Consider the following 10,804-nt stretch of genomic DNA (forward strand, 5'->3'; position numbering starts at 1 on the left):
AGGGTTCGGTATGCGCTACTGCTTCAACCTCCAGGTCCGCCCGGAGCGGATGGCGGAGTACGTGGAGCGGCACCAGGCCGTGTGGCCCGAGATGCAGGACGCATTGCGGGCCACCGGCTGGCGCAACTACTCCCTGTTCCTGCGCTCCGACGGCCTGCTCATCGGCTACGTCGAGGCGGACGATCTCGCGGCGTCCCGCGCGGCCATGGAGGCGCTGGACGTCAACACCCGATGGCAGGCCGAGATGGCGGAATTCTTCGTCGGCACCGCGCCCGGCGAGGGATTCCCGCTGCTGACCGAGGTCTTCCACCTACCAGAAGAGAAGTGATCCACATGGCTGACCTGGCCGCCGTCAAGCGTGCGCTCGCCGCGCAGCGGATCGAGACCCCCTCGTGGGCCTTCGGCAACTCCGGCACCCGGTTCAAGGTCTTCGCGCAGGCGGGCGTGCCCCGCGACCCGCGGGAGAAGATCGCGGACGCCGCCACCGTGCACCGGTTCACCGGCGTGGCGCCGACGGTCGCGCTGCACATCCCGTGGGACAAGGTGGACGACTACGCCGCGCTGCGTTCCTACGCGGAGTCGCTGGGTGTGGGCATCGGCGCGATCAACACCAACGTCTTCCAGGACGACGACTACAAGCTGGGCTCGGTGACCAACCCCGACGCGGGGGTACGCCGCAAGGCCACCGATCACCTGCTCGAGGCGATCGGCATCATGGACGCGACCGGCTCGCGGGACCTGAAGCTGTGGTTCGCCGACGGCCTCAACTACCCGGGCCAGGACGACCTGCGCAACCGCCAGGACCGGCTGGCGGCGGCGCTGCGCGAGACGTACGACCGGCTCGGCGACGACCAGCGCATCCTGCTGGAGTACAAGCTCTTCGAGCCGGCCTTCTACGCCACCGACGTCCCGGACTGGGGCACGTCGTACGCGCACTGCATCGAGCTGGGCGAGAAGGCGACGGTGTGCATCGACACCGGCCACCACGCGCCCGGCACCAACATCGAGTTCATCGTGGCGTTCCTGCTGCGGCAGCGGAAGCTCGGCGCCTTCGACTTCAACAGCCGCTTCTACGCCGACGACGACCTGATGGCCGGCGCGGCGGACCCGTTCCAGCTCTTCCGGATCATGTACGAGATCGTCCGCGGCGGCGCGCTGGACCCGGCCTACGGCATCAACTTCATGCTGGACCAGTGCCACAACATCGAGGCCAAGATCCCGGCGATCATCCGCTCGGTCATGAACATCCAGGAGGCGACGGCGAAGGCGCTGCTGGTCGACCGGGACGCGCTGAGCCGGGCGCAGAACGAGGGCGACGTGCTGCAGGCGAACGCGGTGCTGATGGACGCCTACAACACCGACGTGCGGCCGCTGCTCGGCGAGGTGCGGGCGGACGCGGGCCTGGACCCGGATCCGGTGGGCGCGTACCGGCGCAGCGGCTACCAGGAGAAGATCGTCGAGGAACGGGTCGGCGGCCGGCAGGCCGGCTGGGGAGCCTGAGCGTCGGGGCCGGGGCCGGTCGGACGACGGGCCCCGCCCACGCCACGCTTCGCCGCGGCGGTCATCGCCCCTACGCCAGGGCCGCCGCGCCGAACGACACGGCGAAGCGTTTGCACCAGATGCTGACGCTGCGGTAGTCGGCGGGGTCGACGCCGGCCGGCAGGGGATAGACCTGGTCGCCGCGGTTGCCCTTGAGCCGGCCCAGCTCGGTCCACTTGCCGTCGTCGAAGACCCGCCAGCCGGCGGCGCCCTTGCGGACCTGCTGGTCGGTGAGCCAGACCCGCAGGTCGGGGCCGTTGGAGGTGTCCAGCCCGACCAGCTCGACCTGGTGGCTGCCGTCCGGGTTGCGCACGAGCCGGGCGGTGCCCGCGGTGGCGTGCTCGTGGGTGACGAAGGAACCCGTGCGCACGACGACCGGCCCGGCCGGCGCGGCGGCCGGGGACGGCGCGGCCGCGGAAGCGGTGCTGCCGGGCACCGCCGCGGCGGGCGCGGACAGGGCCTCGGTGACGGTGGTGTCGGTGAACAGCCGCCAGGGCTGGAACCAGTAGAGGCCGACCGCGGCGCCGGCGGCCAGCAGCACGACGACGGCCCAGGTCAGAGGCTTGGTGAACAGGCGTTTCAGCACGGTCCTGAGTCAACACGGCCGACGGCGGCCGCGGAACCGTCGCGGTGCTTACCGCTTCCTTACGGCTGTCCGCCCCGGGTCCGGCGACCCGGGGCGGCAGCCGTTCAGGCCGCGTGCGGCGGAGGCTCGGCCGCCCCCGTCATGATCGCCACCGCCTCGGACATGGAGTGGCTCGTCGGGGTGATCACCGTCGCCCGGCGGCCCAGGCGCTGGATGTGGATCCGGTCGGCCACCTCGAACACGTGCGGCATGTTGTGGCTGATCAGGATCACCGGCAGCCCCCGGTCGCGGACGTCGCGGATCAGTTGCAGCACCCGGTTGCCCTCCTTGACGCCCAGCGCCGCGGTGGGCTCGTCCAGGATCACCACCTTGCTGCCGAACGCGGCCGATCTCGCCACCGCGACGGCCTGGCGCTGGCCGCCGGAGAGCGACTCCACCGCCTGGCCGATGTTCTGCAGCGTCGCCACGCCCAGCTCGTTCATGTGGCGCCGGGCCTCCGTCCGCATGTGCGCCTTGTCGAGCATCCGGAAGACCTTGCCCAGCACGCCGGGCTTGCGTTCCTCCCGGCCCAGGAACAGGTTGTCCGCGATGTCCAGCCCCGGCGCCACCGCCAGCGTCTGGTACACCGTCTCGATCCCGGCCGCCCGCGCGTCCATCGGGTTGCGGAAGTGCACCCGTTCGCCGTCGAGGTAGATCTCGCCGCTGTCCGGGATGACCGCCCCGGACAGCGCCTTGATCAGGCTGGACTTGCCGGCGCCGTTGTCGCCGATGACGGCCAGGATCTCCCCCGGGTAGAGCTGCAGGTCGCTGCCCTCGATCGCGGTCACCCGGCCGTACCGCTTGGTGATGCCGCGCGCCTCCAGCACCGGCGTGGGCAGGGAGCCGGTCATGACTTCACCTTCCTGATCCACTGGTCGAGCGACACGGCCACCAGCACGAGCAGGCCGATCGCGAAGCCCTGCCAGACCACCTCGACGCCGGCGAGCTGCAGGCCGTTGCGGAAGACGCCGACGATGAGGGCGCCGATCAGGGTGCCCAGCACGCCGCCGCGGCCGCCGAAGAGGCTGGTGCCGCCCAGCACGACAGCGGTGATGGAGTCGAGGTTGTAGTCGACGCCGACGTTCGGGCTGGCCGAGGCGAGCCGGCCGATGAGGATCCACGCGCCGATCGCGTACAGCAGGCCCGCGACGGTGTAGACGGAGAACAGCACGCGGTTGGTCCGGATGCCGGCCAGCCGGGCGGCCTCGAGGTCGTCGCCGGTCGCGTAGACGTGCCGGCCCCACGCGGTCGAGCTCAGCGCGTAGAAGAACACCGCGAACAGCAGCAGCATGATGATCGAGCCGTAGGTGAGGCGGAACCCGCCGATCGGGATCGTGGTGCCGGTCCAGGTCATCAGACCGGGCATGTCCGAGCCGCGGACCGTCTCGCTGTTGGACACCACCGCGTTCAGCGAGAAGAAGATGCTCAGCGTGCCGAGGGTGACGATGAACGGCGGCAGCTTGATCCGGGTGACCAGGAAGCCGTTGAGTGCGCCCATCGCCGTACCCGCGACCAGGCCGAGCAGCAGGGCCAGGATGCCGGGCAGGCCCATCCTGGTGGCGAACGTGGCCATCAGGATGGACGAGAAGACGGCGATCGCGCCGACGGACAGGTCGATGCCGGCGGTCAGGATGATCAGGGTCTGCCCGAGCGCCAGCACCGCGATGACGGTGACCTGGGCCAGCACCAGCGACAGGTTGGGGGCGGAGAAGAACCGGGTGTTGGCGACGGAGAAGGCGAGGATGGCGACGATCAGCACGGCCAGCGGGCCGAGGGTCGGATTGCCGTGCAGCAGGTGTTGCAGCCGCAGCCCGAGGGAATCGTGCTGCCGGACCTCGAAGTCCGGCGTCGGCGGCGTGGCTTCCTTGGTGACGGTCATGATCAGCCCCAGCAGTTCTGTTTGCCCCAGGCCGAGTCCTTGGCCTCGATGCCGGCCTGCGGCTGGTCGGTGATCAGGGTCGCGCCGGTGTCCACGAAGTCCTTGCCCGAGCTGGCCTGCGGCTTCGTGCCGTCCTTGGCGAAGGCGGAGATCGCCTCGATGCCCAGCGAGGCCATCTTCAGCGGGAACTGCATCGAGGTGGCGCCGATGACGCCGGCCTTGACGTTGTCGACACCCGGGCAGCCGCCGTCGATCGAGACGATGGTGACCGCCTTGTCCTTGCCGGCCGCCTTCAGCGCCTGGTACGCGCCGGCCGCCGCGGGCTCGTTGATCGTGTAGACCAGGTTGATCGACGGGTCCTTCTGCAGCAGGTTCTCCATCGCCGTCCGGCCGCCGTCCTCGGCGCCGTCGGTCACGTCGTGCCCGACGATGCGCGGGTCGGACTCGTCACCGATCTTGTTGACGTCGCCGACCGGGATGCCGAAGCCCTCCAGGAAGCCCTGGTCCCGCTTGACGTCCACGGAGACCTGGTTGGCGTTGAGGTCCAGCATGGCGATCTTCGCCTGCTTGCTCTCCTTGTCGAACTTGGCCTTGGCCCACTGCCCGATCAGCTTGCCGGCCTGGAAGTTGTCGGTGGCGAAGGTGGCGTCGACGGCGTTGGCCGGGTCGGTCGGGGTGTCCAGGGCGATGACCAGCATGCCCTGCTGCTTGGCCTTGTCGATCGACGGCACGATGGCCTTGGAGTCGCTCGGGGTGATCAGGAAGCCCTTCGCGCCCGCCGAGATCAGATTCTCGATCGCCTGCACCTGGGCCTCGTTGTCCCCGTCCTGCTTGCCGGCGAAGCTCTGCAGCTTCAGCCCGGCCTTGTCGGCCGCCTGTTGCGCGCCTTCCTTCATCTTGACGAAGAAGGGGTTGGTGTCCGTCTTGGTGATCAGTCCGACGACCGCCTCGCCGCCGGACCCGGAGTCGCCGCCGCAGGCCGCGGCGCCGAGCACCAGGGTGACGGCGATCAGGGCCGGGCCGAGGCGCCCGCGCTTGATCAGCGTTGATTGGCGCATGTCCCCTCCAAATCGATTTAGCAGAAATCGAGAGACAACGTTGTCCTGCAGTAGACGACTCGGCGCATCGGGTGTCAACAATAAGTTTCGGCATCGTTGCTATCCGTGATCAACATCGGCGGCGCTCGATCGGAGCGGAGGGACCATGACGCAGGGGCGGCCCACCATGAACGACGTCGCCCGCAGCGCGGGGGTCAGCCTCAAGACCGTCTCCCGGGTGGTCAACGGCGAGACCACGGTGGCCCCCGCGCTCGTCGCGCGGGTCCGCGAGGCGGTCGCCTCGCTGCACTACCGCCCGCACCTCGGGGCCAGCATGCTGCGCCGCAACGACCGGCGGACCTCCACCATCGGCCTCCTGCTGACCGACGTCGGCAACCCGTTCTCCGCGATGCTGCACCGGGCGGTGGAGGACGAGGCCCGCCCGCGCGGGGTGTACGTGCTCACCGGCAGCCTCGACGAGGACCCGGACCGGGAACGCGAGCTGGTCCGGGCGTTCGCGCGCCGGCACGCCGACGGGCTCATCCTCGTACCGGCCGGACCCGACCAGGGTTACCTCGCCCTCGAGCTGCCGGACGGGGTGCCGGTGGTCTTCGTGGACCGGCCCGCCGCCGGGTTCCCCGGCGACACCGTGTTGACCGGCAACGCGGCCGGGGCGGCGGAAGCGGTCCGGCACCTGATCGGGTACGGACACCGGCACATCGCGTACCTCGGCGACCTGGCCCGGATCGCGACGGCCCGCCGGCGCCTGCGCGGCTATCTCGGCGTCGTCGAGGACGCCGGGCTGCCGCCGACCGTGGTCGGCGGCCTGCACGACACCGCGGCGGCGGAGGCGTCCACGCTGGACCTGCTGCGCCGGACCCAGCCCCCGACCGCGCTGTTCACGGCCCAGAACCTGATCACCATCGGCGCCGTCCGGGCCCTGCGCCGGCTCGGCCTGCAACACGCCGTCGCACTGGTCGGCTTCGACGACTTCCCGCTGGCCGACCTGCTGGACCCGGGGGTGACCGTGGTCGCGCAGGACCCGGCCGAGATGGGCCGGGCGGCCGCGCGGGCGCTCCTGAAGCGGATGGACGGGCACACGGCCGAGCCGCGCGAGATCAGGATTCCGACGACCCTGATCCCGCGCGGCAGCGGGGAGATACCCGGTTGACCTACGGGAAGTTGGTGACCGTACGCGGCACGACCGCGTCAGCCGTGGCCGCGTCCCCGATGTTGTTGACCACGTGGTCGATGGTGCCGGAGGCGAGCGAGATGGTGAAGATGTTGTGCAGCTTCACGCCCCCGTTGACCGGGGCCTGGAAGCCGTTCGCCGAGTGCACCGCCGGGTTGTTCTGGAAGAAGGCGTAGCTGCCCATCCCCCACGCCTCGTGCGTGGAGACGCTGTCGGCCACCTTGTACGCCGGGTAGCCGACCCCGTCGGCACGCCAGGCGGCGTTCGACGGCGGGTCGTACGGCTGCTCGTTCTGCAGGAAGTACGTGCGGCCGCCGTTGCCGTTCCACAGGATCTCGGTCTTCTGGTAGTGCTCGACGAACAGGCCGTACGCGGTCACGTTCTGGCCGTTGACGATCAGGCCGCTGTCCGCGGTGTTGACCGTCCAGCCGTAGGTGCCGGCGTTGCCGTGGTCGGCGCGCCACGCCCAGATGTGGTCGATGATCGTGTTGTTGCTGTTCACCAGCAGGCTGTTGGTGGCCTTGCCGGCGATCGAGCCGCCGATCCGGAAGAACACGTCCTGCACGGTCGTCGGGTTCCCGGCGTGGTTGGCCGAGGAGCCGTTCGGGCCGATCACCAGCAGGTTGGCCGAGTTGGTCGTGCCCGCGTCGAAGAACAGGCCGGCCACCTTGACCCCGTCGACGTCGGCCACCTGCATCGGGGTGACGCCGCCGTCCGGGATGATCGTCGCGTAGCCCAGGCCCATGACCACGGTGTTGGCCCGGGTCACGTTGATGGTCTGGTTCACGTGGTAGACGCCCGGCTGGAAGATCAGGTTCAGGCCCTGCGCGAGCGCCTGGTTGATCGTCGCGGCGGAGTCGCCCGGCTTGGCCACGTAGAACTGGGTCAGCGGGATGCTGGTGCCCGGGGTGTTGCCGTTCGCCCAGGTCACGCCGGCCGCGTTGGTCTGCAGGTTGGGCACGAAGACCGCGTACTGGCCGCCGGTCTGGTAGAGGTACGGCTTCTCCCGGATCACCGGGGTCTGGCCGATCACGGTGTACGGCGGGTTCGGGTAGCTGGCCGCCGGCGCGCCCTGCACCCCGACGAAGGTCTGGTTCCACACCGCGTTGGAGTTCGAGCCGATCTGGCTGTTGCGGGTGAACCACTGCTGCTGGGAGTACTGACCCTCGACGCCGCTGATCCGCGAGTCGGCGATGTAGCCGCCGGAGGCCCAGCCGTAGCCGTTCGGGGCCAGGTTGAGGTCGCCGTGGATGTCCATCCGGCGGAACGGCGCGGCCTGCGAGACGGCCCAGCGGTTGGCCCCCGAGACCGGGTAGACCGACATGTTCTCCACCGAGCGCCAGAAGTTCTGGGTGGCGTTGCCCTGGAACCAGCCGGCGTCGACGGTGATGTCACCGTTGATCCGTACGTCCTGCGGGTTCTGGCCGAGGCCGATCACCGAGGTGTTGAAGCCGACCTGGATGTTCAGGCCGTTGTAGGTGCCCGGCTTGAAGGCGAGCAGGTTGCGCTGGAGGCCGAACTGGTTGGTCTCCTGCTGCTTGAAGATCGCGTCGGCGGTGCTCTGGATCGACGCCATCGACATGGTCGGGTCGAAGACCGTCACGTTGGCGCCGAGGCTGCCGCCGCCCGGCAGCGTCGGACCGGTGGGCGGGGTGGTGGTCGGCGGGGTGGTCGTGCCGCCGCCGAAGACCTTGAACTCCCAGAGCGAGTAGCCGTACTGGGTGGCGCGGGTGGTGCCGTACATGCGCACGTAGCGGGCGGTGGCGGTGACCGCCAGGCTCTGCACCCCCGCGGCGCCGGCGGTCGCCGCGGTGGCGTCGGCCCAGCTGGATCCGTTGTCGGAGACCTGGATCCGGAACGAGCGGGCGTACGCGGCCTCCCAGTTCAGCTCGACCCGGGTGATGGCCGAGCTGGCGCCGAGGTCGACCTGGAGCCACTGCGGGTCGGCGAACGCGGAGGCCCAGCGGGTGCCGGTGTTGCCGTCCACCGCGGCACCGGCCGGGAAGGCGCCCTGGTTCTCGTACGACGAGGCGGTCGCCGGCTTGCCCTGCGACAGCAGGGTCTCGGCGGCCTCCGCGCCGAGCGCGGTGATCGCGCCGAAGCCGGCCACGACGGCAGCGACCAGCGCGCCGCTGGCGGCGAGCCGCCAGCGGCGGCGCGACCGCCCGGGGGGACTGACGGAGGGAGCGAGGATGACCATTGCTTCTCCTAGACACAGCGGTACGGGCGCGGGGGTACGCGTCCGGAGGCGGGAGCCGGGGAAAGCGCCCGATGGGGATGGCGGCGGGACGATCGAAGAGAGCGCTCCACCGCTTCCTGGACGCTAGGTTCGTTACGGCAATGTGTCAAAGGATTGCCGGAGAGGTTTCCGAACCGCGATTTTGCCGTCCTCCGCCGTCCTAGCTGGGCGAAGAGCCCGGCGACGATCGCCGCGCGAACCCGTGCCCGCGTTCCGGAACCGGTTCCGACGTGCGCCGATGCGCTCCCCGGCGGTGTCTTCAGGACGCTTCGCGCCGGCCCGCCCCCGACGGGGAAAACGGGGCGCGATAACGGTTCTCCGCACCGAATCGGCCCGCCCGAATCGGCCCGTCTTGGCAAGACGTCCGTAAACCGCTTAACCACCAAAAGGGACGGTGTGGTGCTTCTCGCGGGAAGCGCTCTCTGCCCGCCCGGCGATCTAGGGTGGCGTCATGCGGTTGGTACTGATGGCGGACACCCACCTGCCGAAGCGGGCCCGCGACCTGCCGGCCGAGCTGTGGGCGGCGGTCGACGCGGCGGACGTGGTGGTGCACGCCGGCGACTGGGTGGACGTGCCCCTGCTCGACGCGCTGACGGCCCGGTCGAAGCGGCTGATCGCCTGTTACGGCAACAACGACGGCCCGGCGCTGCGGGCCCGGCTGCCCGAGATCGGACGCGCGGAGCTGGACGGGCTGCGGCTGGCGGTGGTGCACGAGACCGGCCCGGCGACCGGACGGGAACAGCGGTGCGCGGCCCGCTTCCCGGACACGGACGTACTGGTCTTCGGCCACTCCCACATCCCGTGGGACACCACCGCGGCATCCGGATTACGCCTGCTCAACCCGGGCTCGCCGACGGACCGGCGCCGCCAGCCGTACGCGACCTATCAGACCGCGACGATCGCCGACGGCCTGCTCACCGGCGTCGAGCTGCACCGGATCGTCAGACGAGCCTGACCGGGCCGGCGCCGATCGGCACCCGGAACAGCGAGTACGGGTACTGCCGCCGGTCCGTGCCACCCTGATACTTGGCCTGCCGGTGCAGCTGGTTGGCCGTGACGTAGAGGTGTCCGTCCGCCGCCACCGACATCGTGTCCGGCCAGAGCAGCCGCGGATCGTGCACCACCGTCTCCAGCGTGCCGTCCGGCAGCCGCCGCAGGATGGCGTTGTGCTCGCCATGGGTCAGGTAGAGCCGACCCTGGTCGTCGGTTTCCAGGCCGTCGGAAACCCCACCCTTGTCACCCTCGTCGACGACGGTCGCGGCCACCTCCGCGTCCCCGACGGACCGGTCGGCCAGGGCCCCGGCCGACACGCTGTACCAGTGCCGCGAGGCGAGCGGACAGTAGTAGAGCCGGTCGCCGTCCGCGCCGATCGCGATGCCGTCCGCGCCCATCAGCACAGGCTTCGCCGGACCGTCGGCCGGACGCTCCAGGAAAGGCGCACCCTCCACCACGGGCAGGAAGGCCGGCGGCTGCTCGGCCTTGGTGGACGGATGGTCGTGCAGCCGCCGCCACGCCGTGCCCGCCGCCAGATCGACCACGATGATGCCGTTCGGGCCCTGATCGGAGGAGTCGGTGATGAAGGCGACATCACGCCGCAGGTCGAACCGGACGTCGTTGAGATACGTCGTCGGCAACGCCACATCCGGCTCGAAAACGATGGTCTGCACGACGGTGTCGCTGCTCAGGTCGACGCAGACCAGCTTGGGGCCGCCGGGCCTGGTCGGCTGGAACAGCGGACTGCCGGTGTCCAGCACCCAGAGCCGGTCGGCGGGATCCACGACGATGCTCTGCACCGACACGAACGCCTTCGCGTCGTCGTCACCGGCCGGGCTGTTCCACGCCTGATCAGGGAAGGGAACGGCGACACCGTCGCGCAACTCCGCGACCGTGAACGGCACCTCGTCGCCCCACTTCGGATAGTTGACGAAGATCCGCCCAGCGGCGGAAACGCTCACTCCGGTGGGCATCGGCCCGTCGTCGAAGGTGTGCACGGTTTCCAGGCTGCCGATGGTCGCGTCGCTGGGTTGGTTGGCCATGAGAAGGGGCTACCCGCCGGGCGGCCGAAGTAACGGCTGCGAGGTCCCATGCGATCAGATGGCGGGTGGCCGCCCGCGCCCCGGGTCCGGTGATTGGTGCAGGCTACGGCGGGGGTCGTCCAGCGGGTGCTGTGGCGTGGATGCCTGTCGTCGGCAGCTACATGTCTCGCGGCCCGTGCGGCTGCGTGGCCTGGGGTCCGGTTGGCTGGCGAGACCGACCGCGCGGCTTGCGAGTCTGCCGCGCGCCCGTTGAGCTT

The 10,804-nt window shown here is 70.3% G+C and carries 10 protein-coding genes; 4 read left to right on the plus strand and 6 right to left on the minus strand.

The genetic code is table 11. The features are described from left to right. The first annotated feature begins 10 nt into the window (after window positions 1-10). Both Ani05nite_RS31945 and rhaI read left to right on the plus strand, forming a co-directional pair. Window positions 11-328 carry an L-rhamnose mutarotase gene (locus Ani05nite_RS31945; RefSeq protein WP_203774559.1) on the plus strand — a complete coding sequence of 106 codons (318 nt, stop codon included), beginning with the start codon at window positions 11-13 and terminating at the stop codon, window positions 326-328. Between the two features lie 5 nt (window positions 329-333). Then, window positions 334-1,500: an L-rhamnose isomerase gene (gene rhaI, locus Ani05nite_RS31950; protein ID WP_203774560.1), complete on the plus strand. Its 1,167-nt coding sequence runs from the start codon at window positions 334-336 to the stop codon at window positions 1,498-1,500. A gap of 70 nt (window positions 1,501-1,570) precedes the next feature. On the opposite strand, the gene Ani05nite_RS31955 is transcribed toward rhaI, so the two are convergent. From Ani05nite_RS31955 to Ani05nite_RS31970, 4 genes are all read right to left on the minus strand, one after another. Beyond that, a complete protein-coding gene (locus Ani05nite_RS31955) occupies window positions 1,571-2,125 on the minus strand; it encodes a DM13 domain-containing protein (RefSeq protein WP_203774561.1) in 555 nt (184 codons plus the stop codon). 104 nt (window positions 2,126-2,229) lie between these two features. Then, a complete protein-coding gene (locus tag Ani05nite_RS31960; RefSeq protein WP_239130840.1) occupies window positions 2,230-3,015 on the minus strand; it encodes an ATP-binding cassette domain-containing protein in 786 nt (261 codons plus the stop codon). Then, window positions 3,012-4,043 (minus strand): ABC transporter permease, encoded by a 1,032-nt coding sequence (locus Ani05nite_RS31965; protein WP_203774563.1) that lies wholly within the window; start codon window positions 4,041-4,043, stop codon window positions 3,012-3,014. Before Ani05nite_RS31965 ends, Ani05nite_RS31960 begins: the two co-directional genes overlap by 4 nt. Window positions 4,044-4,045: 2 nt before the next feature. Next, window positions 4,046-5,101 (minus strand): sugar ABC transporter substrate-binding protein, encoded by a 1,056-nt coding sequence (locus Ani05nite_RS31970; protein WP_203774565.1) that lies wholly within the window; start codon window positions 5,099-5,101, stop codon window positions 4,046-4,048. A 145-nt stretch (window positions 5,102-5,246) separates the two neighbouring features. Here Ani05nite_RS31970 and Ani05nite_RS31975 point away from each other — a divergent pair, with 145 nt between their 5' ends. Further along, entirely contained in the window at window positions 5,247-6,251 is a 1,005-nt protein-coding gene (locus Ani05nite_RS31975) for a LacI family DNA-binding transcriptional regulator (protein WP_203774567.1), read from the plus strand. Between the two features lies 1 nt (window position 6,252). Here the strand turns inward: Ani05nite_RS31975 and Ani05nite_RS31980 are convergent, their stop codons facing one another. After that, window positions 6,253-8,472 carry a discoidin domain-containing protein gene (locus tag Ani05nite_RS31980; protein WP_203774569.1) on the minus strand — a complete coding sequence of 740 codons (2,220 nt, stop codon included), beginning with the start codon at window positions 8,470-8,472 and terminating at the stop codon, window positions 6,253-6,255. 490 nt (window positions 8,473-8,962) lie between these two features. Between Ani05nite_RS31980 and Ani05nite_RS31985 the strand changes: the two genes are divergently transcribed. Continuing rightward, entirely contained in the window at window positions 8,963-9,466 is a 504-nt protein-coding gene (locus Ani05nite_RS31985; RefSeq protein WP_203774571.1) for a metallophosphoesterase family protein, read from the plus strand. Here Ani05nite_RS31985 and Ani05nite_RS31990 read toward each other — a convergent pair. Continuing rightward, window positions 9,453-10,547 (minus strand): L-dopachrome tautomerase-related protein, encoded by a 1,095-nt coding sequence (locus Ani05nite_RS31990; protein ID WP_203774573.1) that lies wholly within the window; start codon window positions 10,545-10,547, stop codon window positions 9,453-9,455. The genes Ani05nite_RS31985 and Ani05nite_RS31990 overlap by 14 nt on opposite strands. Between the last annotated feature and the right edge of the window lie 257 nt (window positions 10,548-10,804).

The organism is Actinoplanes nipponensis, assembly GCF_016862275.1.
Taxonomy (GTDB): Bacteria; Actinomycetota; Actinomycetes; order Mycobacteriales; family Micromonosporaceae; genus Actinoplanes; species Actinoplanes nipponensis.

Coding starts and splice junctions, on each gene's coding strand:
- Ani05nite_RS31985 (WP_203774571.1), top strand. CDS start 8,963: ATGCGGTTGGTACTGATGGCGGACACCCACCTGCCGAAGCGGGCCCGC.
- rhaI (WP_203774560.1), top strand. CDS start 334: ATGGCTGACCTGGCCGCCGTCAAGCGTGCGCTCGCCGCGCAGCGGATC.
- Ani05nite_RS31980 (WP_203774569.1), bottom strand. CDS start 8,472: ATGGTCATCCTCGCTCCCTCCGTCAGTCCCCCCGGGCGGTCGCGCCGC.
- Ani05nite_RS31970 (WP_203774565.1), bottom strand. CDS start 5,101: ATGCGCCAATCAACGCTGATCAAGCGCGGGCGCCTCGGCCCGGCCCTG.
- Ani05nite_RS31990 (WP_203774573.1), bottom strand. CDS start 10,547: ATGGCCAACCAACCCAGCGACGCGACCATCGGCAGCCTGGAAACCGTG.
- Ani05nite_RS31965 (WP_203774563.1), bottom strand. CDS start 4,043: ATGACCGTCACCAAGGAAGCCACGCCGCCGACGCCGGACTTCGAGGTC.
- Ani05nite_RS31945 (WP_203774559.1), top strand. CDS start 11: ATGCGCTACTGCTTCAACCTCCAGGTCCGCCCGGAGCGGATGGCGGAG.
- Ani05nite_RS31960 (WP_239130840.1), bottom strand. CDS start 3,015: ATGACCGGCTCCCTGCCCACGCCGGTGCTGGAGGCGCGCGGCATCACC.
- Ani05nite_RS31975 (WP_203774567.1), top strand. CDS start 5,247: ATGACGCAGGGGCGGCCCACCATGAACGACGTCGCCCGCAGCGCGGGG.